The organism is Vreelandella gomseomensis (assembly GCF_031451645.1).
Taxonomy (GTDB): domain Bacteria; phylum Pseudomonadota; class Gammaproteobacteria; order Pseudomonadales; family Halomonadaceae; genus Vreelandella; species Vreelandella gomseomensis.
On sequence record NZ_JARWAI010000003.1, the window covers coordinates 160690 to 187652 of the forward strand.

Genomic DNA, 26963 nt, shown 5'->3' on the forward strand with positions numbered 1-26963 from the left:
AGCACAGGACCCGCTCGAGGCTGCTCCCGAGACCACGTTGGGAGCATACTCATGACACGCGGCCACTACGCGGCATTTGAAGACATCCACCTGGTTGCCGCCTTCCGCACGCCGTTTACCGACCTGAACGGTGCGTTAGGCGCCAATTCACCCACCGACCTTGGTATCAAGGTGGCCCGGGAGGTGCTGGCCGCATGCGGCACGTCTCCCGCAGATGTGGATTCCGTCATCGCAGGCTCAGTGGCACAAGCCAGTGTCGACGCCTACTTACTCCCCCGCCATATTGGGCTGTATGCGGGGGTGCCCCAGGAGGTACCTGCCCTGCATGCGCAACGCGTCTGCGGCACCGGGTTTGAACTGCTGAAACAGGCCGCGGAACAAATTGCCCTTGGCCAGGCCACACGCGTGCTGTGTGTCGGCACGGAATCCATGACCCGCAACCCGATTGTCGCTTATACCCACCGAGGAGGCTTCAAGTTGGGTGAACAGGTGGCCTTCAAGGACTTCCTGTGGGAAGCGCTCATGGATCCGGCGCCTGGTGTATCCATGATTCAGACCGCCGATAAGCTGGCGCAGCGCTATGCCATCACCCGTGAGCAGGTAGACGTCTATGCCGAGCGCAGCTTCGCCCGCGCGGTCGACGCCCAGGCGCAAGGGATTTTCTCTGCGGAGATCGTAGCGGTTGGCAACGAAACCTTCTCCCTGCCTGGCTATTATGACCGGGGCATACGCCTCCCCCGCAAGATCAACCGCGTGGACCAGGATACGCATATCCGGCCTTCGCCTCGGAGCGTATTGAACCCGTTACCGTCGGTATACGACGACGGCGTACAAACCGCAGGCAACAGCGCCGCCGTGGTCGATGGTGCCGCAGCGGCACTGGTGATGGCGGGCTCGCAAATGGGCACGCCATCTCTGGCACGCCTGTGCGCCACCGCCGTGGTCGGCGTAGCCCCCGAGCTCATGGGTATCGGGCCCGCCCCCGCCATTCGGCTGCTGCTGGAACGCAGCGGCCTCACGCTCGACGATATTGACTGCCTTGAGATCAATGAGGCTCAGGGTGCACAGGTGCTTGCCGTCGCCCGCGAGCTGGATCTCGACCTCACCAAGCTCAACGTCCATGGCGGCGCCATCGCCATTGGCCATCCGTTGGCCGCGACCGGCCTGCGTCTCGCAATGACGCTCGCTCGCCAGCTCAAACGCGATGGGATGCGCTATGGCATCGCCGCCGCCTGCATCGGGGGCGGACAAGGGATGGCCATACTGCTCGAGCACACGCCCGAATAAGCCTTGGGCTCACGGCGACCATCAAGCGACTGAGCGGCTGCGTAGCAAAGCCTTCCCGCTGGCCCTGCACACATGCACAAAAAAGGCTGGCAAAGCGCCAGCCCAAAACGTGATCAAAACAGCGGTACATCACTGACACCTTCACATCACTGCAAAGCGTAAATCGCTAGAACTGGAAGGTGGCACTTGCCTGCAGTCGGCTTGCATCATTGGCATCACCGTTCACCTGCTCGATATCGGCATGCTGGTATTCGAGACCGACCGCCATGCGTTCGGTGACGTCCCAAATGACGTTGGCAAACGCGTAGTCAAGGGTTTCGAAATGATCGCCATAGCCAGACGGCAGATCCTGCTCCAGGCGCGAAACGCCGGCGGAACTGAACCAGCTGTCCGTCCAGTAATGATTGAGCGACAGACCAAACGCCTGGGTTTCGATCGTTTCGATGTCAGTACCCTCCACATACACGTCCGGGGCATTACGGTGACCCACATTACCGGGATTCCCCATATAGTTACCGATGCCCTCGCCGAAGGTAGCGCTGCCCCGCAAGCTGGTCGTCGAGCTGAAGGGCATATTGAACTGCGCCTGAACCCCATAGCCAGTGGCGTCGTCATCGATGGTGTTGGTGATGTTATTGGTCGACAGTTGACGCGCGATCCCCGACAGGGCAAACAGGCGCTTGTATTCATAGCGCAGCGTCAAGTCGGGCAGTTGGCTCTCGCCATCGGCAACGTCGGCGTCATTGCGAGCAATGACGGTGGTGGGATTTTCCAGGGCAGCCGAAAACGTACCGTCGCCCACCGGCTGCGTATAGCGTAACTGCGCCTGCCGCTCGAAGGCGTAGCCCTTGGGGTCGCCTAACGCCAGCGTACGCGTACCGCCCACGAAGCTCATGAAGTTTGACCATGTCTGCCCGGCTAGAAAGCCATTGAGCTCCCCGTAGGCATGGCGCAGGCCAAATTTGCCGTCGGGGACAAAGTGCCCCTCGAAGTAAGTCGATAGACGCCCATAGTCGGTTTGGGTCTGCGTACGAAAATTCAGGCGTGACTCATAGGCCGTAAAGCTGGTGCGACCATCGGTCTTGTTGCCCGGGTTCATGACCGCGTAAGGGTTGGTCGATGTGCCCAGGTCGTAATCGAAGTCGTAAAAGGCATCAAGCTTGACGTACCCGCCGAAGGCGATATCTGTTTGCGTGCCGGGAATATTGATCGTCGACCGATGGTTCCAGGGCGGGCCTACGCGGCTTGGCTCACCGGTTACCACGGGTTGCCCTGCTTCCACTACGTCAAAGGCATGGGCCTGAGCAGCAAAAGCACAGGGTGTCAGAAGGGCGCATGCAACAAAACGGTTCATTTTCATTGTTGATCTCTGCTTTTAGTGTCGAGTCTAATTGTATTTGTTCTCAATGCGAACGCTGATCCGCATTACGTACTAAAGCTGCAAAAAAAACCTCCACCTGTCAATTAAGGCGGAGGTCTTATCTGATTGAGATAATCCAAACTATTGATTAAATAGAATTTTAAATATTTTATACTTTGGTTTAATTACACATTGAAACTAAATGACTCTTCGCTTCAGGGGTTATCAGCCAGCAGCTCGGGATAACGCAGCCCAATCAGCGCGTGCTCACGCATCAACATTTCCGCACGGGCACCCTCCCCTGACTTAAGCGACTGAAATATAAGCTCATGGTGAAACTGGGCCAGCTGCAGTTTCTTGAACTCTCGCGCCAAATCCTCGCTATCGATAATGATGGAGTCGGCGGCAGCAAAAGGAAGATGGTTATTTCGCGAAATGGCATCGGCCACCACACGGCTATCGGCAGCCCCCACAATGCTGCCATGGAAGTGTGAATTGATATCGCTCCATTGATTGATATCGGCTTCCAACAGGTACCCTTTATCCAGTAGCCGCCTGCCTTTTTGGATCCAAAAACCCAGTGACTCGGCCACATCTTGCGGCATGCCCCGCTCCGCCAGGCGTCGGGCGGCCAGCCCCTCCAACACCCCGCGAACCTCAACGGCGCAGTGAACATCGGCCTGAGTAAACTCACGCACCATAAATCCCCGCTTGCCCGCACGCTGGAGCAATCCCTCCTGCTCCAGCGTGCGAAACGCCAGGCGCACCGGCGTTCTTGAAACACCGAACTGCTCGGCTACCGCCTCTTCCCCAAGACGCTCTCCTGGGTGGTAGTGGCCCGCACCTATCAGCTTGCGGAGCCGACTGACCAGGCTTTTATCGTCGTCACTCATGTGGTTTTTCTCTCATATCAACAAGTTTTAGCGACCCGTTAGCGCACGCTACGAAAGTATAGGTTGACGGTAAAAACCCTTCTAGCCTTTACTTTGGATCCAATAACAATGATTCAAATACCCATCAACAATACCAAGAAGGAGTTGACCGTGACACAACAAGCCCCCTACCCAATGAACACATGGTACGTCGCCTGCACCCCTGATGAGCTTACCAACAAGCCGCTCGGGCGAACTATTTGCAATAAGCAACTAGTTTTCTTCCGCGGCGATGAAGGTCGCGTTGCTGCCGTGGAGGACTTCTGTCCTCATCGCGGCGCTCCACTCTCACTGGGCTTTGTCCGTGATGGCAAGCTGGTGTGCGGTTACCACGGCCTCGAGATGAACTGCAGCGGCAAATGCGACAGCATGCCCGGTCAGCGGGTTCGCGGCTTTCCAAGCAACCGCGCCTATCCCGTTGAAGAACGTCATGGCTTTATCTGGATCTGGCCGGGCGACCCCGAAAAGGCTGACGCTGATCTGATTCCCGAGCTGCACTGGGCCAATAATCCCGACTGGGCTTATGGCGGCGGCCTTTACCATATTCAGTGTGAATATCGCCTGATGATCGACAACCTCATGGACCTTACTCATGAGACCTATGTGCATGCCTCCAGCATTGGCCAACCCGAGATAGAAGAGGCGGCGCCGGACACAACGGTAAACGGCGATGAAGTGGTCACCAGCCGTGAAATGGAAAACATACCCGCGCCGCCTTTCTGGCAGGCCGCCCTCAAGGGGAACGGGCTGGCTGACGATGTGCCCGTAGACCGCTGGCAGATCTGCCGCTTTACCCCACCCAGCCATGTGTTAATCGACGTCGGCGTAGCCCACGCAGGCAATGGCGGGGCCAACGCACCGGCCAATGTCAAAGCCTCAAGTATCGTGGTCGACTTTATCACCCCGGAGACCGATACCTCTATCTGGTACTTCTGGGGCATGGCTCGCAACTTCAAGCCGGAAGACCAAGCGCTTACCGATAAGATTCGCGAGGGTCAGGGCAAGATCTTCGAAGAGGATCTTGAGATGCTCGAGGCACAGCAGCGCAACCTGCTGCTCTACCCCGACCGCCAACTGCTGAAACTCAATATTGACGGTGGGGGCGTACAAGCGCGCCGCATTATTGATCGCATCTTAAAAGAGGAGCAGGCCGAGCAACCCCAGGAGGCAACGGCATGAGCCACCCCTCTCTATCGCTTATTGTCGAGGTAAAAGCTCGCCATGAGGAGGCGCTGGGCATCGCCACCTTCGAGCTTGCCGACCCTCATGGCCGTCCGCTTCCGCCCTTTAGCGCAGGCGCTCATATCGACGTGCAGGTCAAGGAGGGCGTGATACGACAGTACTCGCTGTGCAATCACTCGGAGGAACGGGATCGCTACTTGATCGGCGTATTGCGAGACGAAGCCTCCCGAGGAGGCTCCGTCGCCATGCACGATGAGGTGAAAGAGGGCGACCTCCTGCTCATCAGCGCCCCTAAAAACCACTTCCCGCTCAAGCCAGCTAAGCGAACGTATCTGCTGGCGGGCGGGATTGGCATCACCCCGTTGCTGTGCATGGCAGAACGGCTGGCGCGCACCGAGACAGACTTCGCACTGCACTACTGTGCACGCTCCGCCGAGCGCATGGCCTTTCGCGAGCGTATCGAGGCATCAAGTTTTGCCGATAAAGCGCACTTCTACCTGGACGATGACACCGCGTCCCCAGCCCTCGACCTGGAAAAACTGCTCGGTGAGCCAGACGCTGATGCCCAGGTCTATGTCTGCGGCCCTGGCGGCTTTATCGACGCCGTCATCTCGACGGGTAAACGGTGTGGCTGGCCAGACGAGCAGCTGCACACCGAGTACTTTGCCGGTGCGGAGACCACCTCAGAAGACGACGGCAGCTTCGAGGTACGCATTGCCAGCAGCGGCGCGGCCTTTACCATCCCCGCCGATAAAACCGTCCACCAGGTGCTGGCTGAAAATGGCATCGAAATCATGGTGTCCTGCGAGCAGGGGGTCTGCGGCACCTGCCTGACCGGTGTGCTTGAAGGCGAACCCGACCACCGGGATCTATACCTGGAGGACGATGAACACGCGGCCAACGATCAGTTCACACCCTGTTGCTCCAGAGCCAAGAGCAAAACGCTTGTGCTGGATCTCTAAGCCACCATAAAAGCCGTCTCAAAAACCATCTCAAGAACAATCACAACAACGTACTCCCGTTGACTAGATATGAGGATAACGACAATGAAAAAACAGTCCCGCCCCCTGGCCAAGGCAACTCTGTTTGGCGTACTCGCCGCGTCACTTGCCGCCTCCACCGTGGAGGCCAGTACCACCCTCAGAGTGGCACACGTCTGGCCGGGCGGCTCCATGATCGACCGCGAGCTGTTTCAGGCCTGGGCGGAAAGCGTCGAAGAGGCTTCCGACGGTGAGTTGAGCGTGGAAATTTTCCCCAGCCAGACCCTCGCCAAATCTGACAAGACCTATGAAAGCGCCGTGATGGGCATCGCTGATATTGGCGCTTCCGCCCAAGGGTACACGGCAGGCCGCTTTCCTCTGACCCAGGTCGTTGAGCTGCCGGGGGTATCATCAAGTGCCCGCCAGGGTGCCTGTATCCTTCAATCACTTTACGACCAAGGCCACTTTGAGGAGGAGTACGCCGACACGCGCCCTCTGTTCCTGTTCACGACCGGCCCAGGTTATCTGCATACCAAGGATCAACGGATTGAAACACCGGCAGACCTTGAGGGGCTTCGCTTACGCCGCCCTACGCCGGTGGTGGGTGACATGTTCGAACGCCTGGGCGCCCAGGCGGTGGGTATGCCAGCGCCAGATGTGTTTACCGCCATGCAGCGTGGCGTCGTCGACGGCCTCAGCTTCAACTGGGAAGGCATGAAGACCTTCCGGCTGAACGAACTGGCGCAGTACCATACCGAAGTTCCTCTCTATGACCTTTCGCTGTTCGCCACCATGAGCCAGCGCAGCTACGACCGCCTGCCAGCTGATTTGCAGCAGGTGATCGATGACCACAGCGGGTTGGAGTGGTCGCTTCGCGCGGCGGAAGTTTACGACGAGATGATACGCCAAGGGCGCGAAGAAGCCGCCGAGGCAGGGCATGAGTTCGTCGTCATCGAAGACGCGCTGGAAGACCCTGAATGGGGCCCGGTGCTGCAGCAAACCATTGATGACTACCTGGAAGACATTGGCGGCGCTGCCAACGACATCTACAACGCCGCAATGGAGTTAAAGCAAAGCTGCTCTGCGTAACGTAACAATAGAGGGCGTCTTCCTTATTTCCAGACTGAAAAGGGCAGCCATTTGGCTGCCCTCATCGTTGCATGCACCTCAGGCATGTATCAAAAATCAAAAAATACCGTCTCGCCTTCGCCCTGCAGGCGGATATCAAAGCGATAACGCACCTTGCCGTCCACCTCTTCGCGCCTGGCGATCAGGGTCTGGCGGCGCGTCGGCGATTCGATACGCGTAAGCACCGGGCACTGGGCGTTCGCTTCAACCTCATCATCGAAGTAAAGCCGTGTTTGCAGGTGAATATTGATCCCCCGGGCAAAGACCGCCAGGTTAATGTGCGGCGCCATCAGTTGCCCGCTGGGGTGTTTCACCGCGCCGGGCTTGATGGTGGTCAGCGACCACTCGCTGCCGTGATCAAAGGTGGTAGCGGTCCGGCCGAAGCTGTTGAACGGCTTGCCGAGGTCGTAATCGGTCTGGTAGTTGCCGTTGGCATCGGCCTGCCAGGCTTCTAGAAACGCATCGCGCACCAGGTCACCATTGCCGTCGATCACGGTGCCCACGATCTCGATAGGCTCACCCTCGGCGTCGGGCTTGGCCATCTCGTTCCAGATCTCTTCATCCCGTACGGGGTTACCGGCTGCGGCGAGCGCCAGACCAATATGCACATAGGGGCCGGCGGTTTGCGACGCCGTTTCGCGCAGCATCAGCTCGCTGGCTGGCTGGGTGTTGGGTTGAATAGCGGGTTGTTGCATGATGATCCCCCTGGCCTTACTGGTTTTCGAAGTAAGTTTGCAGCTCGCCGCGCACCACGATGTCAAAGCGATAGGCAAGGCAGTCCATCGGTTTACTGTGCGCCATATCGAGTCGGCCGATCATGGTGTCCACTGCCTCAGGATCGCTGAGCGTATGCACAATGGGGCAAAGCGGAATCAGCGGATCACCTTCAAAATACATCTGCGTAATCAAACGAGTAGAGATTGAAGGCCCGGTCACCGAGACATGGATATGGGCCGGGCGCCAGCTATTCACATCGTTGGGCCAGGGATAGGGGCCGGGCTTGATGGTGCGGAAACGGTAAAAACCCTGATCGTCGGTCAAGCAGCGCCCGACACCGCCGAAATGGGGATCCAAAGGCGCCAGATAGGCGTCCTTTTTATGCCGATAGCGGCCGCCGGCATTGGCCTGCCACATCTCGACCAGGGTATGCGGCACGGGCTTGCCGAACTGATCGACGACGCGACCATGCATGATGATTCGCTCCCCCTGGGGCAGCCCCTCCCCCTGGGAAAAGTTCATCAGCAGGTCGTTATCGTGGGGCCCCATGCGCAGATGGCTGAAATCGGGGCCAGTCAGTTCAGACACGGTGGGTTGCTGCATGCTCACCAGCGCCTGCTGCGGCGAGCGTGGCACCGAGGTTTTATAGCCCGGGGCATAGGCAGGCGGATGCCAATCTCGGTCACGTGCTACAAAGCGTTTGTTGTCGTGGCTCATCACCCTTACCTCTCGTTCGTTAACATGTCTCGCCTATTCACCCCAACCCAACTCTTTAGCGAGGGCAAAGGCGTGATTGGCGGCTGGCACGCCGCCGTAAATCGCCACGTGCATCAGCACCTGGCGCAACTCCGCCTCCGTTAGGCCAATACGCTGGGCGGTTTTCAAGTGCAGTGTGAGCTCTTCGCGCCCTAGCGCGGCAAGAATCCCGGTGGTGATCATGCTGCGCTCACGGCGGGTTAAATCATCGTTGCTCCACAGCTCGCCCCAGGCCAGGCGGGTAATCATCTGATGGAAGGGGGCATCCAGGCTGTTCGCATTGGCGGTGGAACGCTCAACGTGTGCGTCGCCCAACACCTGCTTGCGGGTTTCCAGGCCGGTCGCGTACGCCACGCCATGGTTGGCCACGTCGCCCAGATCCGTGGCCAGCACCCCGAGGAGCTTTTGCGCGAACAGCGCCGGGGCTTCTACCGAGGGTACATGGCCGACACTGTCAAAAATCTCCAGCGGTGCGTCATCGAGCTCTGCCGCCAGGGCTTCCAGCGTCGCGGGCGGCGTGGCCAGATCTTCGCTTCCGCCAAACAGCTGTACTTTGACCTTATTAGGAACGACCTTATGAAGGGCGCTCTTACCCGAGAGCTTCCCAGTGAACGTATCGCGGCCAAGCATCTCACACAGCTGAGCGTAGGACTCATCGTCGCCACGGCCCATCTGGGTGCACCAGCCGGTTTTCAAAGCGGGGCTTGCCTCAAACGCCGTCGGGGCAAACCAGCGCGGCACGATTTCTTCAGACAGCGCCGCCAGGCCCTCCTGGCGCACGCGGCCTGCACGGGTGTTCCATAGTTCCGGGTTGCCGATCACCGCGCCGGTGTTGGTCAGCGTCGCGGAGAGCAGGCGGTCGCCATGCGCAGCAATCAACTGCTGGCCGACGACACCGCCAATGGAGGTACCGGCAAAGTGAAAGCGCTCAGCGCCCGCCAGCTCTGCCAATGCCAGCGCCTCAGCGGCTAAATCAGCGGGCGTGATCTGCTCGTCGCTGACCGCCTGGCTGGCACCGTGACCGGGCAGATCCCAGGTCAGCACCCGGTAGCGGGACAGCAGCGCGGGAATCACGTCGTCCCATACCGCCTGGCTCATGCCCAGCGGGTGTGCCAGCACAACCAGCGGGTTTACGTCTGCGCCGAGCAGCCGGTACGCGACGCTGCGGCCATTGATGCTATGAAATGCCATGACGGTCTCCGTTAAACGCGTTCAATCAACGTCGCGATACCCTGACCCACACCTACGCACATGGTGCACAGCGCATAGCGCTTGCCGCTGTTTTGCAGCTCATGGGCGGCGGTCAGCAATAGGCGGGCTCCGGACATGCCCAGCGGGTGCCCCAAGGCAATCGCGCCGCCGTTCGGGTTGACGCGAGGATCATCGTCGGCCAGCCCCAGGTCGCGCATACACGCCAGTGCCTGGGCGGCAAAAGCTTCGTTGAGTTCGATAATATCGATGTCATCGAGGCGTACACCGGTGCGTTCCAGCAGTCGGTTGACGGCCGGAACCGGCCCGTAGCCCATGATGCGCGGCTCGACGCCTGCCGTGGCCATGCCGATGATTCTGGCCATCGGGGCAAGGCCGTGCTGTTTGACCGCCGCGCCGCTGGCCACCAGCATGGCGGCGGCGCCGTCGTTGACGCCCGAGGCGTTACCCGCCGTGACACTGCCTCCATCGCGGAAGGGCGTGGGCAGGCCAGCGAGTTTCTCGAACGTGGTTTCCCGCAGATGCTCGTCCTGATCGAAGATCAGCGGTTCCTGCTTGCGGCGGGGGATCTCGATGGCAGTAATTTCCTGCGCGAAACGTCCGCCCTGTTGTGCCGCGGCGGCTTTCTGCTGGGAGCGCAGTGCAAAGGCGTCCTGGTCTTCCCGGGAAATGTCGAACTGCTCGGCGACGTTCTCGGCGGTCTCCGGCATGGACTCGACGCCGAAGGCGTTCTTCATCAGCGGGTTGATGAAGCGCCAGCCGATGGTGGTGTCTTCAATCTTCTGTCCTCGGGCAAAGGCGCTATCGGCCTTGCCCATGACGTAGGGCGCGCGGGACATGGACTCCACGCCGCCTGCCAGCGTCAGCCCCATCTCACCGGCTTTAATGGCGCGAAACGCGGTACCCACCGCGTCCATCCCCGAGCCGCACAGGCGGTTCATGGTGGTACCGGGCACCGAGGCAGGAATGCCCGCCAGCAGCGACGACATCCGCGCCACGTTGCGGTTATCTTCACCGGCCTGGTTGGCACAGCCCATGAAGACTTCTTCGATCGCTGCGGGATCGAGAGTCGGCGCTTCCGCCAGTACGGCCTTGAAAATCGTCGCGGCAAAATCATCCGGGCGCACGCTGGCAAGCGTACCGCCAAAGCGACCGACAGCCGTACGACGCGGGTGACAGAGATAGACGTCGTTCATTTCGACATTGCTCATGACAAGCTCCTTATTCGCCCCCGTGGGCCCGCTCGGTGCGTGCTTTGAGCTCACGCAAGATCTCAAGCTCGTTGTCGCTGGGTTCTGGCGTGCTTGCGAGCTGTTCGGCAAAGCGCACTTCCCAGCCGGTGGCGTCAATCACGTCTTCACGGCTGACGCCTGGGTGCAGTGACACCACGACCAGCTCGTTAGTGGCCGGGTCGGGTTTCATCACGCACAGGTCGGTGATAACGCGGGTGGGGCCTTTACCGATATTGGGCACGTTGTCGCGCCCCTTGCCGTCGCGGCCAAAGCCTAGGGTGGTGACAAAGTCGACATCTTTCACAAAGGCGCGCTTGGAGTGCTTCAGGGTGATAAAGACTTCACCGGCGTTGGTGGCGATTTCCGGCGCGCCGCCACCGCCCGGCAGGCGTACCTTGGGCGCTTTGTAATCGCCGATCAACGTCGTGTTGAGGTTTGCAAAGCGGTCGATCTGCGCGGTGCCCAGAAAGCCCACGTCGACTTTGCCGCCCTGCAGCCAGTAGCGGAACATCTCCGGTACCGCCACGGTAGTCAGCGCCGATTCACAGAGTTCGCCGTCGCCAATCGAGAGCGGCAATACGTCGGGCCTGGTTTGCAGCGTACCGGACTCGTAAATCAGCACCACATCGGGGGCATGGGTCAGTCGCGCCAAATTGGCGGCTTCCGACGGCAGGCCAATGCCCACAAAGCAGGTCATGCCATTTGTCAACGCTCGTGCGGCGGTGACCGACATCATTTCAGAAGAGGTGTATTCAAGGCTCATCAGGCTTTCTCCCCAGCAGTGTAGACGTGCTCATCGAGCCACTGAGTGAAGGTGTCACGGTCGCGGGCAATGGCATCCCACTCTTTATAAAAGCGGTTGCTGCGGTCGTAGTAGCCGTGAGTGTAAGATGGCAACGCGCCCTTTTCCGCAACGGCAACAGCGCTGACAGCCCAGCCGGGAATCACGCAGGCATTGGGGTGTGCATCAAGGTCATCGACGATCTCTTCCACCGTGACGATGCTGTGCGTGGCCGCCAGTACCGCCTCCTTCTGGACGCCGACAATGCCTTCCACCAGCACGTTGCCCTGCCGATCCGCCCGCTGGGCGTGGATGATCGACACATGCGGGCGCACCGACGGCACGGCGGCCAGGCGCTCCCCGGTAAACGGGCACTCGATGAACTTGATCTGGTCGTTGACGCTGGGCAGCTCGCTGCCGATGTAGCCGCGAAAAACCGCCAGCGGCAACCCCGCCGCGCCTGCCTCAAAGGCGCAGGCCATGGCGGCGTGGCTATGCTCCAGAATCTCGACCTTATGCGGCCAGCCTTTCTCGACCGCATCGCGCAGGCGGTGCAGCGAGCCCACGCCGGGGTTGCCGCCCCAGGAGAAAATCACTTTCTTGGCACAGCCCGCGCCAATCAGTTGATCGTAGATGATATCGGGGGTCATGCGGATCAACGTGAGGTCGCGTTTTTTCTGACGAATCACCTCGTGGCCCGCCGCAAACGGAATCAGGTGGGTAAAACCTTCCATGGCAACGGTAGCGCCGTCTTCGACGAAGCGCGCTACCGCGTCATGCAAGCTGAGAAACTCGGCCATGATGGGTGCCTCTTAGCTGGACATTACTGACTCATCGGTAATTGTTCGTTAGGCGAACATAGATTCTTCATACGAACAAGTTACTGCCGAATGCTCATTGGGTCAAACCCGGCGGCACCCACCAACCGCGCGCCCGGATCCATCGTCCCGTCCACAGCCGAACTTAACGCTTTGTTTTTCAATGCGCTGACGAGGACGCGAGCCATTTCCTGGTGCGCATGACCTGGGCGGCGCTGCTACCAAGGTATAAAGCGGGGTCGCAGGCTTCCCGCAGCGCATCGGGATTAACGGCCCCTTTCACATCAGGATGCTCGGCCAGTACCTCTGAATAGGGGCGTGCTTCCCGGCGTGAAGTTTCAGCTGCTTCCGCGCTGACCGCTTTGGCTTGCTCCATGCCCAGCGTGGGAGCCAGCAGCCGCGCCACCGGCTCGGCCATGATGCCGCCGCCGGCTGCCGCGAGGTTGCGGTGCATGTTGGCAGGGTTCACCTCCAACCCTTCAAGCAACACCGCCACTTGCTCCAGTGCGCCTTCGACCAGCAGCGCGCTCTCGGTAAGCGGCGCCCACTCCGCATGCCATTCGCCTAGTCCCCGCTCAAGGGGCTGGGCGGCGGCGTTTAGCAGCACGCTGGTATGGCCATGCACCTGCCGCGCCGCGCCGCGAATCAGCGCGCTGCGTACCGGGTTGCGCTTGTGGGGCATCGAGGATGACTCCCCCATTCCCGGCGCGGTAGGTTCCGCGACTTCGCCGACTTCAGTCTGGGTGAGCAGCGACACATCCAGGGCGATTTTCTCGGCGGCTCCGGCGACGGCATCCAGCGCCGTGCCAAGGGCATGGATCGGGTAGCGATCGGTATGCCAGGGCAGCACCGGCACCGCCAGGCCTAGCCGCCCGGCCAAGGCGTCCATCCACTCAAGCCCGAGGGTATCCCACCCCGAGTGAACGCCGACCGCCCCACCCAACTGCACGGGAAGCTCGACGGCGAATAAACGGCGGCGCGCCTGCTCCAGACCGATAGCCCAGTGAGCCACCTTCACCCCGAAGGTCATCGGCAGCGCCTGCTGCATCAGGGTGCGCCCCACCATGGGCGTGTCGATGTGCACCTCCATCAGCGCCAGCGCGGCCGAACGACAGCGCAAGAGCAACTCATCGAGTGCTGCCAGGCGTGGCTTGAGCAGCAGCATCAGCGCGGAGTCGACTACGTCCTGGCTGGTCGCCCCCTGATGCCAGTAGCGCTTGAGATCATCGGTGAGCAGCGCACGGCCCTGCTTGACGAAGGGAATCGCCGCGTTGCCGCCGCTGGCGATGCCTTGGGCAATCTCTGAGGCATCAAGGTCGGCACGCGCAAGCTGTTCTCGCATTTGCTGGCTCACGCCATGCGGGATGGCGCCACTGGCTTCCTGAACCTCGGCCAGGGCCAACTCAACGGTCAGCATGGCGCGAACCATGGCGTCGTCGTCACATTCAGCGACGGCGCGCTGGCTCATGAAGGGGTGCTTTAAAAATCCGGCCGGCATGGGCGTCAAGCCTCCTGTTAGCGTTGTTCAGAACCCGCAGCACCGTTCACAAAGTCACGACTCGGCAGGAACGAATTTGCACAGATGTTCGCGCTTCGAACTATACGCTAAATAGGCAGACGCTAACTTGCAATCACTGACGTGCCCGCCATCGTCATGATCGGTGACCTACGTCATCGATCAGGGCGCTTCCCGGTCGACCCTTACGTAGCGCAGCACCATATCGGTCACGTGGTCTTCCAGTTTCTGCTGGTTCTCTGGCGCCGTCTGCTGCCAGTCAAAAATACGCGAGAAGGTGTGCTGGTTTGAGACATTGAAGAATGACAGCGCGCTGATCAGCCAGTGCAGCTCCCTCGGGTCCAGACCCTCGCGAAAACAGCCCGTTGCAACCCCCCGCGAATAGACATTACCAAGCACATCAATCACCCCTGCGTTGAGCGACTGAATCAGCTCGGACTGCGCCAGAAACCGGCCGTGGTGAATATTTTCGATCATCACCAGGCGAATAAAGTCAGGGTTCTTGGCGTGATGGCAGAACGTGAACCTCACCAGTCGACAGAGCGCCTCGAGCGGGGCCAGGTGATCCAGGTCAAGCTCGGCTTCCTGCAGGCGCACCTTCTGGTAGGCGGCCTCCAGCGTGTGCAGGTAGAGCGTCTCTTTATCGCTGAAATAATAATAAATCATGCGCTTGGAGGCGCGGGTCTTCTCGGCGATCTCATCGATCCGCGCCCCCGAGAGCCCCTTTTCGGAAAATTCACGGGTGGCTACCGCGAGGATATCGGCGCGCACGGATTCGGGGTCATTCTTGCGCCGACGTCGCGTTCCTTTAGGGCTGGCCGTTGCCGAAGTCGCTGTCATGGAGCATGCCTTTTATTGTCATGGTCGTCTTTTGTCTAGTATGCCATAGCTTGACTGAACGTACCATTTCGTACATTGTTCAAAAGGACAGAATGAACTGGCCTGGCACGCCTTTGCTCAAGGCTTTTTCACCCCCATGACAACGGCCCGACAAGAGGACAACAACAATGTCTTTACCACTCGCTACCGCCAACGTGTCCCTTAAACGCACGCTGACCGCTGCCATCGCCACTGCCACGCTTATCGGCGCGGCGCATGCCTCCGCGCAGACGCTGCGCTTTGCTCACGTGGACCCGGATGACTGGACGACCTCGAAAAAAGGCGCCGCCGGGCAGGTATTCAAGAACCTGGTGGAAGCCGAAACCGACCTTACCGTGGAGCTTTACCCCGCAGGCTCGCTGGGCGGTGAGACCGAGCTGATCGAAGGTACTCAGGATGGCACCATCACCATCTCAATGGTTTCCGGCGCCTACGCCAATTTCTGCGAAGCCGTCGCCGTTACCGATATTCCTTATACCTTCCCGTCTGCGCCGGTGGCCTGGGAAGTGATGGACGGCGAATTCGGCACCGCCCTGGCCGAGCACTGCCTGGAAGAGACCGGCCTGCGTACGCTGGCCTACGGCGAGACGGGCTTTCGCCACTTCACCAACTCCGTGCGTCCGATCCACTCACCGGAAGACATGGAAGGCCTGAAATTCCGCGTGCAAACCATTCCGCTCTATCAGGAAATGGTAGAGGGACTGGGCGCTGAACCGCAGGGTATCGCCTGGGGTGAGGTGCCGACGGCGCTTGCCACCGGCGTGGTCGACGGCCAGGAGAATCCTATCTCGGTGATTTACGGCAACAATTTCTACGAGTTTCAGGATTACCTCACGCTGGATCGCCACGTCTACGGCGTGGATCACATCCTGATCAACGATGAGATCTTCCAGTCGCTTAGCGCAGAAGAACAGGCCGCCGTGAAGCGCGCCGCTGTGGTCGCCGGCACTACCGGCCGTGCCATTCAGCAGTTCAACTCGGCAGAGGGTATCGCCAAGCTGGAAGCCGAGGGCATGGAAATCACCCAGCCCACTGCCGAGCAGATGGAGGCCTTCCGCGAAGCGGCTCAGCCACCGGTTCAGGCATATCTGCGCGATGAGCTGGGCGATGATGCCGAGTGGATCGAACGTCTTTCTTCCGCCGTGGAAGATGCAGCCGCACGCTTCTAACCCCCGCTTGACCAAAGCGCTTTGCGGGTGGGCCCTTCAGGGCTCACCCGCGACCCTGCGTACCTGACTAACGATCGAAGGTGCTTTCATGTCTCATCTTCTTGCCCGGCTACATCGTGGCCTGATCCTGTTCAATGGCAGCCTGGCCGGGCTTGCCATGATCCTGATTTTTCTACTGGTCGCAGGCAATGCCTTTGCGCGCTATACCGTCGGTGCTTCCATCACCTGGGGAGAAGACACCGCCATCTACCTGATGATCTATGGCCTGATGTTTGGCATGTCCTGGGCCTACCTGCAGGACAGGCACATCGGCTTTGACCTGATTCGCCGCCTGCTGCCGCCGCGCTGGGTGCGCTGGCAGGCCGTCGCCGTCGACCTGGCGGTACTGGTGATCGGCATCGGCCTGATGATGTCGGCGGTTGAGTTCATCGCCTCCCGAGGTGGGCGTACATCGTCGAGCACCGGGATGCCGATGTGGCTCTTTCAAGCCTCCATGTTGGTTGGCGGCGGGCTGCTCAGCGTCTCTGCCCTGGTAATGGGCGCACGCCGCTTGACCAGGCACGCCGATGAGGAGGCAGCATCGTGATATTTATATTGCTCTTGGCGCTCATCCTGCTTGGGGTGCCGTTTGCCTTTGCCATCCTCGGCACGTTGACGGTGCTGATGGGTACCGGTGACTTGCCTTACCACATCCGTATCGTCGCGCAGCAGTTCTTCGGCGGTATGGACTCTTTCCCGCTGCTGGCGATACCGCTGTTCATTCTGGCCGGCGAGCTGATGAACGAAGCGGGCATTACACACCGCATTATCAACCTGGCCACTGCCATTGTCGGCCGTCTGAAAGCGGGGCTGGCGCACGTCAACATCTGGGCGTCGGTGATTTTTGCCGGCCTCTCGGGTTCTGCAATTGCCGACACCTCGGCGCTGGGGCGGGTCTTCGTCCCCGCGATGGAGAAAGAAGGCTACCCCCGCGATTTCTCCGCTGCACTCACAGCGGCCTCGTCGGTGATCGGCCCGATTATTCCGCCGAGCATTCCGGTCATCATCTATGCGCTTACGGTGTCGGGTGTCTCGGTACCGGGGCTGTTTTTGGCGGGTATCGTACCCGGGCTATTGCTGGCGCTGGGCCTTTCCATCTACGTCTACTTTTTCGCCGGCGACCTGGGCGCCACTCGTTCAGAACAGCCGTCACGCCGCCACGCCCTTCTCCACGGCCTGCTGCCCGCGTTGATGCCGGTGTTTGTGGTCGGGTCGATTCTCGCCGGTATCGTCACGCCCACCGAGGCGGCGGCCTTTGCCGTGGTGTACGCGCTGATGCTGGGCGTGGTGCTCTACCGCAATATCAAGCTGGTGGATCTGCCCGGCATCTTCGCCCGTGCCATGCGTGACAGCGCGGTGATCATGGTCATCATGGGCGCCGTCGCGGCGGCCAACTGGGTGCTCACCTTCGAACGCGTGCCCAACATGCTCACCGAGTGGGCGCTGATGAGCATCGATACCCAGTGGACCTTCCTGATCGCCGTCATTCTGCTGCTGCTGGTGGTGGGCCTGTTTCTGGAAGGCATCGCCGCCATTCTGGTACTGGTGCCGATTCTGCACCCCATCGCCATGGCGCTGGGTATCGACCCGCTGCACTTCGGCATCGTGGTGATCTTCAACCTGATGATGGGGCTGATCACACCGCCCATGGGGCTCTGCCTGTTTGTGGCCGACTCGGTTTCCGGTGTGGGGATGGGGGCCATTATCCGGCGCATTCTGCCCATGCTGGCCGTGCAGTTCCTGATCCTGCTGCTGATTACCTTCGTGCCCGAGCTGGTCACCTTCCTGCCGCGCCTGGCGGGCTACTGATGTTCATCAATCAAAGGAGCGTGATGCCATGTACTCATCCATCGCCACGGTTTGCCTGAGCGGCTCGCTGGAAGAGAAGGTCGACGCCATTGCCCAGGCCGGCTTCGAGGGGCTTGAGCTGTTTGAAAACGACCTCACAGCGTTTCCCGGCACGCCGCGAGAGGCGGGCGAGCTGATTCGTGCCCGCGGGCTCAAGCTGGTCACCCTGCAGCCGTTTCGCGACTTTGAAGGTCTCCGGGGGCGCGCGCGGGAACGGGCGTTTGACCGCGCCGAGCACAAGTTTGACCTGATGGAAGAACTCGGCACGGACCTGTTGATGGTATGCAGTACCGTTCATCCCGATTCGCTACCGGGCTTGAGCCGCGCCGCCGACGACTTCCATGCGCTGGGCGAGCGTGCTGCACAACGTAATCTGCGCGTGGCTTATGAAGCACTGGCCTGGGGCCGGCACATTCACGACTACCGCGACAGCTGGGAAGTGGTGCGCCGCGCCGCGCACCCCAATGTCGGCCTGGTGCTGGATACCTTCCATATCTTCTCCCGCCAGACCGAGCTTGGCACCGTCGGCCGTATTCCAGGGGATCGCATCTTCCTGGTGCAGACCGCCGATGCGCCACGTCTCTCCATGGATCACCTGTCCTGGAGCCGCCACTATCGCTGCTTCCCTGGGCAGGGTGAGCTGCACATGGATAGCTTCATGACCATGCTGCAGGAAACCCGTTACGACGGACCGCTCTCACACGAGATCTTCAACGATGTGTTCCGCATGGGTCACAGCGACCAGACGGCCCGGGACGGGCTGCGCTCGTATCATTTGCTGCGCAGCATGCAGGCCGACAGCGGCATTCCCGCACCGCAGCCGATCGAGTCGGTCGCTTTTCTGGAAATCGCCGTCGAGCCTGACGATCTAGCCTCGCTACGCGAACTGCTTACCGCGCTGGGCATGGCCTGCGTGGGCCGTCACCACTCGCTTAACGCCGAACGCTGGGCGGCGGGTGACGTCAACCTGGTGCTCAACACTGACGCGAGCTTCACCGGCCGCGCGCCCGGGCGCGATGCCACCGCCATCACCGCCATCGGCCTGCGCGTGGGCAACGCTTATGAGGCGTTCAAGCGGGCAGACAAGCTTGGCTACGCTATTGTCGAGCCTGAAGAGGTGGGTGCCAGCCACCGCATGAGCGCGCTGCGCAATGTGGATGGCAGCCTCTCCTATATCATCGACGACTCGCAGCTTAGCCGCACCTGGGACCGCGAGTTCCCTGTCGATGTACAGCCGGTTCCTCAGGGGTCGCTGGTGGATATCGACCATATCAGCGTGGCGCTCTCCTACCACGACTACCTCTCGCTGATGCTGCAGTACCGCGCTATTTTCCAGCTGGCGCCAACGCCCTCCTTCGATGTCACCGACCCCCGCGGCCTGATCCAGAGCCAGGTGCTGCAGAACCATAACGGCCGCTTTCGCCTGGCGCTTAACGCCAGCGCCTCGCCGGATACTGCCAGCAACCGCTTCGTCCGACAGTACGGCGGCTCGGGGATCCATCACGTCGCCCTGCGCACTAGCTCCATGCGCGATACCAGCGCAGCGCTCCAGCAGGCAGGCACGCCGGTACTGCCGATTCCGGGTAACTACTACCGTGACCTGGCCGCACGGTTCGACCTGCCGGCGCAAACTCTTGAGTGGATGAAGGATCATCATATCCTCTTTGACCAGGACAACGACGGCGACTTTCATCAGCTGTATACCCAGCCCGGCCGTCAGGCGTTCTTCTTCGAACTGGTGCAGCGTGAAGGCTACCAAGGGCTGGGCGCACCCAATGCCTTTGTGCGCGTCACCGCGCAGCAGCGCCTGGAAGCGGAAATTGACGGCATGGCGTCAGAAACACCAGACCACACGTCGGGAGACACCCAAGCATGATCAAACTCGGACTGGTAGGCGAGGGCATTGCCAAATCGCAATCCCCGGATTTGCATGAGCGCCTGGGTGCGTCACTGGGCGAGTCGGTACGCTACGACCTGGTCGATAGCCTGGGCGTCGAGGGTTTTGACTTTCCCGATGCCATACACACCTTGCGCGCTGAGGGCTACCGGGGCACCAACGTGACCTTCCCCTTCAAGGAAAAAGCCGCGCAATTGGCCGATATTCGCGGTGAGGGCGTACGCCGGGTCGGCACCGCCAATACGCTACTTTTCGATGAAGGCGGCCTGCGCGCTGAAAACACCGACTACACCGGCTTCATCAGCGCCTACCGCCACTCTTTCGGCGATCGGCCAGCGGGCGATGTGCTACTGATCGGCGCCGGGGGGGTAGGTCGTGCGGTGGCCTGCGCGCTGGGTGAACTCGCGGTCAGCTGTATCCACATTCTTGAGCATGACAGCGCCCGGGCAGAAAACCTCAGCCGTGACCTCAACGCCATGGGCATTCACGCGACGTGCATCACGTCAGCGCAGGTACCGCAAGCACTGCCCCATTGGCAGGGCGTGGTCAACTGCTCGCCCATTGGCCATATCAACCACCCCGGCTGCCCCATCGATACCGCCGGGCTGGGCGTGCAGCACTGGGTCTTTGATGCGGTGTACATCCCCGCCCACACCGAGCTGTTAAACGCCGCTTATCAGGCTGGCGCCAGAACGCTTTCCGGCGTTGATCTGTTCGTGTTTCAGGGCGTGGATGCCTTTCGTTTCTTCACTGCCGGGCGTATCCCCGCCAACCAGATCGATCAGCACGTGATACCGCTGCGTACCCATTACATAGAGCAGCTGGTCGCGCCTTCTATTCACTCCATGCCATGAAGCGACGGCGAAATAGCGTACACTTATTCGCCATTCGAACCTAATCCTCTGCCTTCATGCGTCAAGGGGCTGCCATGCTCGCGATTCTGGGAATCACCACCCCCATATTCCTGCTGATTGGCGTAGGCTACGCAGCGAGATGGAGCGGCATTATCCAGCGCGAGCAGTTGCAAGGGGTGGGCGTATTTGTACTCTACTGCGCGCTCCCGGCGCTCGTGATTCGCGCGTTAACCCAGCAGCCGCTGGAAGAGATACTGAGACTCGACTACCTGATCGCTTACGGCCTGGGCTCCATCGTCGTTTTCAGCGCAGGGTTGTGGCTTTGCTACCGGCTCCAGCGCCAACCGCTCAACGTCAGCGCCATGCAGGCACTGGGCATGGCCGCGGCCAATAGCGGTTTCGTTGGCTACCCGGTGGCCGCCATGGTCATCGGCTCCCCCGCCGCGGTGCTCTTGGCACTGAATATGCTGATTGAAAATCTGCTGATTATTCCGGCAGCACTGATCCTTGCTGAAATGGGCAATCAGCAAGGCGCCAGCCTGTGGCAAACCGTTCGTCAGACAGCACAAAACCTGGCCAGAAACCCGGTATTGATTGGCCTCTCGGTGGGCATACTGATTGCGCTGACCGGGCTCGTCATACCAGGCCCTGTTGATAAAGCGATCCACATGCTTGCCGACGCGGCAGGGCCTGCGGCACTGTTTGTGATTGGCGGGTCGCTGTTCGGGCTGCGCGGCAAGGGCATGGCGCGCGACGTGGGCCAGATCGTGATCGGCAAGCTGATCCTTCATCCCCTGGCGGTTCTCGTGGCGTTTCTGCTGATTCCCGATATAGAGCCGGTTTACGTTGCCGGCGCGCTACTGTTCGCCGCCGCGCCGATGATCAGCATTTATCCCCTGTTCGGCCAACGCTACGGCCTGGCGGGTGTCAGCGCCACCGCCATGCTGGTGGCGACGGTGGCCTCCTTCTTTACGCTCAGCCTGATGATCGCGGGTATGACGCTCAAGGGATGGCTGATCATGTAGCGACTGGCGGCTACTCGGTTGATGCCAGGATAGCGTCCAGCGCCGCTTGATAGCCCTGGGTGCCAAGGCCTGCAATGACCCCATCGGCACGCAGCGATACATAGGAATGATGCCGAAAGCTTTCACGCTTATGGACATTGGAAATGTGCACCTCGATCACCTTGCCTTCAAAGGCATTGAGCGCATCCAGGATAGCAACGGACGTATGGGTATAGGCAGCCGGGTTGATGATGATGGCCAGGGTTCCATCGAGGCGCGCCGCATGAATCGCGTCGATCAGTTCGCCTTCATGGTTGCTCTGAAAACAGTTGATTTCCCAGCCCGTAATGATCGCGGTGTTGCGCAAGGCGTTGTTCACATCGTCCAGCGTTTCATACCCGTACACATCGGGCTGGCGAACCCCTAGAAGGTTCAGGTTGGGGCCATGAAGTACCGTTACTTTTGGCTGACTCATTGATTGATATCCTTTCTCAGCACCACGTCGTCATCATGTATAAACTCGTATAGCCATTATAACGTGTTATTAATACGACGTTATCCGTCGGGAGGTGCAAACGTGCTCATTTGTTCGTTATTCGAACAGCGTGTTATATTGCGCGGTTAAATCCCTCTGAATGGCCTATCGACCCCATGGACGCAACGGCTCAGGAAGACAAACTCGATCCCGATGACCGCGATTTTGTCACCGCGCTTGCCAGCGGTCTGGACGTCATCCTGGCGTTTGACGATGCGCACCCGCGGATGACATTGAGCGAAGTGGCCTCGCGCACCGGCATGAATCGCGCCAAGGCGCGACGCTTCCTGCTGACGCTGCACGCATTGGGCTACGTACGCAAGCAGCAGCGCTACTTTGAGCTGGCGCCGCGCGTGCTGCAGCTTGGCTATGCCTTTTTGTCGGCCAATGACTACCGCAGCGTCATTCAGCAGTATCTGGAAGATATTACCCAAGAGAGCGGTGAGTCCTCTTCGCTTGCCGTCCTGGATGGCGACGATATCACCTACGTGGCCCGCTCTGCCGCCCCGCATCGCCTGATGGGCATTACCCTGTCGGTGGGCACACGGCTACCCGCCGCCCACACGTCGATGGGTCGGGTTTTACTCGCTCAGCTTCCCGACGCCGAACTCGACGCCTACCTCGAACGGCTGACGTTAACCCGCTACACCGACAAGACCATTACCCAAAAAGACGACCTCAAGCAGTGCATTGGCAAGGTGCGTGAGCAAGGCTACGCCGTTGCCGATCAGGAGCTCGATCCGGGCCTGCGGTCATTGGCCGTGCCCGCCTTCGATGCCAACGACAAGCTCCTGGGCGCCATCAACATCAGCACCAATGCCGCTCGGGTCGATCTTGAAACGCTGATGGAACGACACTTACCGCTGCTGCTGGAAAAAGCCCGGCTCATTCGCACCACCATTTCCAGCTAACTGCGCCAGCGCCTGCTCGAGCGATGCCTGCTGGCGCTTGGCGTAGAGGGCGACTTCATCGGTGACCGGCACGCCGAGCGCCTGCTCGAATTGCTGCTGGTTGGCATCCTGAGCGTAGCCGCTTTGGCCGTTGTCACCCAGGTTCGACTGGAAAATGCCCGCCGCGCTGACCGGCAGAAAGTCCTCGTAGGTCATCGGCGTGGCGGTCAGCGCGCCTTGCGCCATCAACCGCTCAACGTCACCTTCATCGACCGGCTCGGCCACTTGTGCACCAGGTACCGCGTGGTAGTGGAAAAACGCCAACCCTTCGCGCCGGAGCGTCGCTTCGTCATCCGGAAAGGCGTCAAACACCGCCGCTAAACGGGCCTGGTGCGCGGCGTTATCCGCCTCCGCAGCCTGTTTCGCCTCGCCAAGCAAGCGGTCGTACAGCGCACGGCCTGTGTGGGTGAGCGCGATGCCGCGCTGCTCGATTTCGCCAAAGCGCGCCGTGTGGTGGCCCTGGGCAGCATCGGCAAACGCAATCGGCTCTTCCAGCGCCTTGAAGCTGGTCTGGCGCAGCAGAATAGGGCACCGACGACGCGGCGGCCCTTCGATAATCGCCTTGGGATCGATGCCCACCTGGGGCATGCGCCGCTGTACCTCGTCGATATCCAGGGTGCGCGGGGTCAGGTGGTTGATATGCGGCCCCTTGAAGCACACTACATCGGCAATCAGGCGGTGCGCCTGCTGCAGACGCTGATAGGTTCCCAGATCGACCGTGGCCTGGTCGTGCCAGCGAAACGTTTTCAGCGCCTGATCGACAAACTGCGCCGCCTGCTCGGCGTCTAGCCCGCCCTGACGCTCGAAGGTTTCAATCAACGCCTCGGCCTGCGGGGTCACGATACGCCGTGCATCCAGAATCTCGCGAGCCCGCTGGCGCAGCTCGGGATCCTCGATCAGTTCCAGGCGCAGCAGCGACGTGAAGATCCGAAAAGGGTTGCGCGACAGCGCCGCATCGTCGACCGGGCGGAACGCCGTGGAGTGAACCGGCACGCCGGCAGGTGCCAGATCGTAGTAGCCGACGGGCAGCATGCCCATCACCGCGAACATGCGCCGCAGCAGCGTAAGCTCCTTGGGCGTGCCGACGCGAATCGCCCCGTGTCGCTCCACGTCGAGGCGGGCCAACTCGCCATGCGCGTCGAGCGTCTCACGCAGCGCCGGCGACGCGGCCAGCACCGCCTCGTTCACCGAGGCGACCAGCGACAGCAGGGCACTGTACTGCGGGACTTCCTGCTGGTACATGGCCGACATGGCCTTGGAAAATTGATCGCGAATGTCGTCGCTGCTGACGTGCGCTGCGCTCATGGTGCGCTCCTTGGAAGCAATGGGAACCGGGTAAGCAAGAGCTTGATACGATAGTAACGCGCCTGTTTTGCCGATAATTGTATATTTTCCGCCCATAGCTTCATCAAAATGCCATCAGAGCACCTTGCCCGCCGGACAAGCACTGGGACGTTAACCGCCCGGCTGCTACATTAAGCGGCCATCTTCCTTGAGGCAGGCTTCACACCATGACGTGCCCGCTCTATATCGGCTTGCCCATGTGGTCCAACCAGGACTGGCAGGGCACGCTTTATCCGCGCCACGCCAAGACCGAACTGCTCAGCGATTATGCGGCGGTGTTTACCAGCGTCGAAGGCAACACCACCTTCTACAGCGGTGCGCCCAAGCCGGAAACGGTGGCCGCCTGGGCACGCCAGGCACCCGCGCACTTTCGATTCTGCTTCAAGCTGCCGGCCAGCGTCACCCACGACCAGCGGCTGACGCGCCTCGAGGATGCCTGGGCGTTTTTAGCCGCCCTCGCGCCGCTTCACGATCGTCTGGGTCCCACCATGGTTCAATTACCGCGCGACTTTGGCCCGGATGAACTGCCCAAGTTGGAAGCCTTGCTGGCCGCCTGGCCCACCCATCTCGCCTGCGCGGTGGAGATCCGCCACCCTGAGTTTTTCCACAAGGGCGCGGCCGAGAAGGCCCTTAACCGATTGTTGATAACTTATCGGGCGAACCGCGTGATGCTCGATGTGCGCCCGCTGTTCTCGACCTCGGCAGATGGCTATCCAGGCCTTGCCCATGCCCAGCAGGAAAAGCCGAAAGTCCCATTACACGTGCTTTCAACAGCGAATCATCCTGTGATTCGTTTTATCGGGCATGTTGACAAAACGATCAACATTGATTATTTCAACGCCTGGAAATCGCAGCTCTCCCTGTGGATAAATCAGGGGAAAACCCCTTTTTTATTTGTGCATACTGCCGATAACCGAGAGTCCCCCAGCCTCGCCCGCCGGCTGTATAACGACCTCCGGGCGCACACCCCGCTGCCGCCCCTGGGTGACTTTGCGGATGAGAAGCAGAGCCAACTGTTTTGACCCGGCTTTTTGGAGCAGCTGACTGGCATGCACGCCACTGATCGGATAAATTGCGCGTACTTTCGAAACATCACGCGGGCAATCCTCTGCCCATGCTGCTTTCGAAACGCGGTGCAACGCGCCGACAACGACTCATTACAATCAATTAATTAACAGGTGATGTATGGCAAAACTTGCACATGCACAGTGGTCATCAAAAATGGCCTTTGTGCTCGCCGCCGCAGGCTCTGCGGTGGGCCTCGGGAATATATGGCGCTTCTCATATCTGGTCGGGGAAAGCGGCGGTGCAGCCTTCGTGCTGGTCTACCTTGCCTGCGTGGCATTGGTGGGCGTGCCGATTCTACTGTCTGAATGGATGATCGGTCGGCGCGGCCAGAAAAATCCCATCGACAGTATGCGCGAACTGGCCAGGAAAAGTGGAAAGTCCCAGGGGTGGGCGCTGGTCGGTATCAGCGGCGTTCTCGCCGGTTTTCTGATCCTGTCGTTCTACAGCGTGATTGGCGGCTGGTCGCTCAACTATACGCTGAGTTCAGTGATTGGCACCTTCAGCGGCCAGGATGCCGACAGCATTGGCGCGATCTTTAACGGCATGCTGGCCAGCCCCGGCACGCTGCTGCTCTGGCATAGCGCCTTCATGCTGCTGGTCATCGGCATTGTGGCCCGCGGCGTGACCAAGGGGCTGGAGAGCGCCGTGCGCTCGCTGATGCCCGCCCTGGTCATTTTAATGCTGATTCTGGTGGGTTATGGGATGACCACCGGCCACTTCGGCGAAACGCTGGCGTTCATGTTCAGCCCCGACTGGAGCGCGCTGGACGGCGGTGTGGTGCTGGCCGCCATGGGCCAGGCGTTCTTCACGCTCTCGCTGGGCATGGGCATCATGATGGCCTACGGCTCGTACCTGGGCGAAGACGTCAACCTGCTGAGCACGGCACGCACGGTCATCATTATTGACACCGCCATTGCGCTGCTGGCCGGTCTGGCGATTTTCCCCATCGTGTTTGCCAATGGCTTGAGCGCTGGCGAAGGCCCGGGGCTGATCTTCGTCACCCTGCCTATCGCGTTTGGCAATATGACCGGCGGTGTCGTACTCGGGCTGATGTTCTTCCTGCTGCTGACGTTTGCCGCGCTGACCTCGGCGATTTCGCTGCTGGAACCCACAGTGGAGATGCTTGAAGAGCGCACCTCGCTGTCACGGGTTCCCGCGACGCTGGTCAGCGGCATTGTGGTGTGGCTATTGGGTGTCGCAGCGCTGCTGTCGTTCAACCTATGGTCGGATGTCTTGTTCTTCGGACTGAACATCTTCGACTTGCTGGATACCTTCACCGCGAAAATTCTGCTGCCGCTTACCGGCCTCGGTGCCGTCGTGTTTGTCGCGTGGTGCCTGGATCGCAAGAGCGTCGAGCAGGAACTGGCGCTGTCCGCAACAGGGCTCAGCGTCTGGAATATCGTCGCGCGCTTTATCGCGCCGATTGGCGTGATTGCGGTCTTCCTGGCCGGCATTCTCTAACCACCGGCCACTCGTGC

At 60.4% G+C, this 26963-nt stretch carries 25 protein-coding genes; 13 read left to right on the top strand and 12 right to left on the bottom strand.

Features of this window, described 5'->3' with window-relative positions; all coding sequences use genetic code 11:
- The first annotated feature begins 51 nt into the window (after positions 1-51).
- Positions 52-1287 carry a thiolase family protein gene (locus QC815_RS04865; protein WP_309767254.1) on the top strand — a complete coding sequence of 412 codons (1236 nt, stop codon included), beginning with the start codon at positions 52-54 and terminating at the stop codon, positions 1285-1287.
- A gap of 166 nt (positions 1288-1453) precedes the next feature.
- Here the strand turns inward: QC815_RS04865 and QC815_RS04870 are convergent, their stop codons facing one another.
- Positions 1454-2647: a DcaP family trimeric outer membrane transporter gene (locus QC815_RS04870; RefSeq protein WP_309767255.1), complete on the bottom strand. Its 1194-nt coding sequence runs from the start codon at positions 2645-2647 to the stop codon at positions 1454-1456.
- A gap of 215 nt (positions 2648-2862) precedes the next feature.
- The gene (locus QC815_RS04875) at positions 2863-3540 is read right to left on the bottom strand and encodes a GntR family transcriptional regulator (RefSeq protein WP_230445533.1); all 678 of its coding nucleotides are present in this window, start codon (positions 3538-3540) and stop codon (positions 2863-2865) included.
- Between the two features lie 174 nt (positions 3541-3714).
- Here QC815_RS04875 and QC815_RS04880 point away from each other — a divergent pair, with 174 nt between their 5' ends.
- From QC815_RS04880 to QC815_RS04890, 3 genes are all read left to right on the top strand, one after another.
- Complete coding sequence (locus tag QC815_RS04880; RefSeq protein WP_309767425.1) at positions 3715-4758, top strand: aromatic ring-hydroxylating dioxygenase subunit alpha; 1044 nt, start codon at positions 3715-3717, stop codon at positions 4756-4758.
- Complete coding sequence (locus QC815_RS04885; RefSeq protein WP_309767257.1) at positions 4755-5723, top strand: PDR/VanB family oxidoreductase; 969 nt, start codon at positions 4755-4757, stop codon at positions 5721-5723. The genes QC815_RS04880 and QC815_RS04885 overlap by 4 nt, the downstream gene beginning before the upstream one ends.
- An 84-nt stretch (positions 5724-5807) precedes the next feature.
- Positions 5808-6830, top strand: coding sequence for a TRAP transporter substrate-binding protein (locus QC815_RS04890; protein WP_309767258.1), 1023 nt, complete (start codon positions 5808-5810; stop codon positions 6828-6830).
- Positions 6831-6919: 89 nt separating this feature from the next.
- Here the strand turns inward: QC815_RS04890 and pcaG are convergent, their stop codons facing one another.
- The 8 genes from pcaG to QC815_RS04930 form a co-directional block, all read right to left on the bottom strand.
- A complete protein-coding gene (gene pcaG / locus QC815_RS04895) occupies positions 6920-7564 on the bottom strand; it encodes a protocatechuate 3,4-dioxygenase subunit alpha (RefSeq protein ID WP_309767260.1) in 645 nt (214 codons plus the stop codon).
- A gap of 16 nt (positions 7565-7580) precedes the next feature.
- Positions 7581-8303, bottom strand: coding sequence for a protocatechuate 3,4-dioxygenase subunit beta (pcaH, locus tag QC815_RS04900; protein WP_230445529.1), 723 nt, complete (start codon positions 8301-8303; stop codon positions 7581-7583).
- Positions 8304-8336: 33 nt separating this feature from the next.
- Positions 8337-9533: an alpha/beta fold hydrolase gene (locus tag QC815_RS04905; protein ID WP_309767264.1), complete on the bottom strand. Its 1197-nt coding sequence runs from the start codon at positions 9531-9533 to the stop codon at positions 8337-8339.
- Positions 9534-9544: 11 nt separating this feature from the next.
- Positions 9545-10747 (bottom strand): 3-oxoadipyl-CoA thiolase, encoded by a 1203-nt coding sequence (pcaF, locus tag QC815_RS04910; protein ID WP_309767427.1) that lies wholly within the window; start codon positions 10745-10747, stop codon positions 9545-9547.
- A 25-nt stretch (positions 10748-10772) separates the two neighbouring features.
- Complete coding sequence (locus tag QC815_RS04915) at positions 10773-11546, bottom strand: CoA-transferase subunit beta (RefSeq protein WP_309767266.1); 774 nt, start codon at positions 11544-11546, stop codon at positions 10773-10775.
- Positions 11546-12364 carry a CoA transferase subunit A gene (locus QC815_RS04920; protein WP_309767268.1) on the bottom strand — a complete coding sequence of 273 codons (819 nt, stop codon included), beginning with the start codon at positions 12362-12364 and terminating at the stop codon, positions 11546-11548. Before QC815_RS04920 ends, QC815_RS04915 begins: the two co-directional genes overlap by 1 nt.
- Before the next feature lie 178 nt (positions 12365-12542).
- A complete protein-coding gene (locus QC815_RS04925; protein ID WP_309767270.1) occupies positions 12543-13880 on the bottom strand; it encodes a class-II fumarase/aspartase family protein in 1338 nt (445 codons plus the stop codon).
- A 180-nt stretch (positions 13881-14060) separates the two neighbouring features.
- Positions 14061-14738 (bottom strand): TetR/AcrR family transcriptional regulator, encoded by a 678-nt coding sequence (locus QC815_RS04930; RefSeq protein WP_230445525.1) that lies wholly within the window; start codon positions 14736-14738, stop codon positions 14061-14063.
- 167 nt (positions 14739-14905) lie between these two features.
- Here QC815_RS04930 and QC815_RS04935 point away from each other — a divergent pair, with 167 nt between their 5' ends.
- The 6 genes from QC815_RS04935 to QC815_RS04960 all read left to right on the top strand — a co-directional run bounded on the left by QC815_RS04935 (position 14906) and on the right by QC815_RS04960 (position 21609).
- Positions 14906-15946, top strand: coding sequence for a DctP family TRAP transporter solute-binding subunit (locus QC815_RS04935; RefSeq protein WP_230445524.1), 1041 nt, complete (start codon positions 14906-14908; stop codon positions 15944-15946).
- An 88-nt stretch (positions 15947-16034) separates the two neighbouring features.
- On the top strand, positions 16035-16532 hold the full coding sequence (locus QC815_RS04940) for a TRAP transporter small permease (protein ID WP_066316440.1): 498 nt from the start codon (positions 16035-16037) through the stop codon (positions 16530-16532).
- The gene (locus tag QC815_RS04945; RefSeq protein WP_230445523.1) at positions 16529-17794 is read left to right on the top strand and encodes a TRAP transporter large permease; all 1266 of its coding nucleotides are present in this window, start codon (positions 16529-16531) and stop codon (positions 17792-17794) included. Before QC815_RS04940 ends, QC815_RS04945 begins: the two co-directional genes overlap by 4 nt.
- 28 nt (positions 17795-17822) lie before the next feature.
- Positions 17823-19709 carry a bifunctional sugar phosphate isomerase/epimerase/4-hydroxyphenylpyruvate dioxygenase family protein gene (locus QC815_RS04950; RefSeq protein ID WP_230445522.1) on the top strand — a complete coding sequence of 629 codons (1887 nt, stop codon included), beginning with the start codon at positions 17823-17825 and terminating at the stop codon, positions 19707-19709.
- Positions 19706-20584, top strand: a complete 879-nt coding sequence (locus QC815_RS04955; RefSeq protein ID WP_230445521.1) for a shikimate dehydrogenase family protein — start codon at positions 19706-19708, stop codon at positions 20582-20584. The genes QC815_RS04950 and QC815_RS04955 overlap by 4 nt, the downstream gene beginning before the upstream one ends.
- Before the next feature lie 74 nt (positions 20585-20658).
- On the top strand, positions 20659-21609 hold the full coding sequence (locus tag QC815_RS04960) for an AEC family transporter (protein ID WP_230445520.1): 951 nt from the start codon (positions 20659-20661) through the stop codon (positions 21607-21609).
- A 10-nt stretch (positions 21610-21619) separates the two neighbouring features.
- Here QC815_RS04960 and aroQ read toward each other — a convergent pair whose 3' ends face one another.
- Positions 21620-22063 carry a type II 3-dehydroquinate dehydratase gene (gene aroQ, locus QC815_RS04965; protein WP_309767276.1) on the bottom strand — a complete coding sequence of 148 codons (444 nt, stop codon included), beginning with the start codon at positions 22061-22063 and terminating at the stop codon, positions 21620-21622.
- A gap of 176 nt (positions 22064-22239) precedes the next feature.
- Between aroQ and QC815_RS04970 the strand changes: the two genes are divergently transcribed.
- The gene (locus QC815_RS04970; protein ID WP_230445518.1) at positions 22240-23034 is read left to right on the top strand and encodes an IclR family transcriptional regulator domain-containing protein; all 795 of its coding nucleotides are present in this window, start codon (positions 22240-22242) and stop codon (positions 23032-23034) included.
- Here the strand turns inward: QC815_RS04970 and hglS are convergent.
- Complete coding sequence (gene hglS / locus QC815_RS04975) at positions 22981-24378, bottom strand: 2-oxoadipate dioxygenase/decarboxylase HglS (protein ID WP_230445517.1); 1398 nt, start codon at positions 24376-24378, stop codon at positions 22981-22983. The two genes, QC815_RS04970 and hglS, sit on opposite strands and share 54 nt — an antisense overlap.
- Positions 24379-24584: 206 nt before the next feature.
- Here hglS and QC815_RS04980 point away from each other — a divergent pair, with 206 nt between their 5' ends.
- On the top strand, positions 24585-25439 hold the full coding sequence (locus tag QC815_RS04980; protein ID WP_230445516.1) for a DUF72 domain-containing protein: 855 nt from the start codon (positions 24585-24587) through the stop codon (positions 25437-25439).
- 163 nt (positions 25440-25602) lie between these two features.
- On the top strand, positions 25603-26946 hold the full coding sequence (locus QC815_RS04985; protein WP_230445515.1) for a sodium-dependent transporter: 1344 nt from the start codon (positions 25603-25605) through the stop codon (positions 26944-26946).
- Positions 26947-26963: the final 17 nt, after the last annotated feature.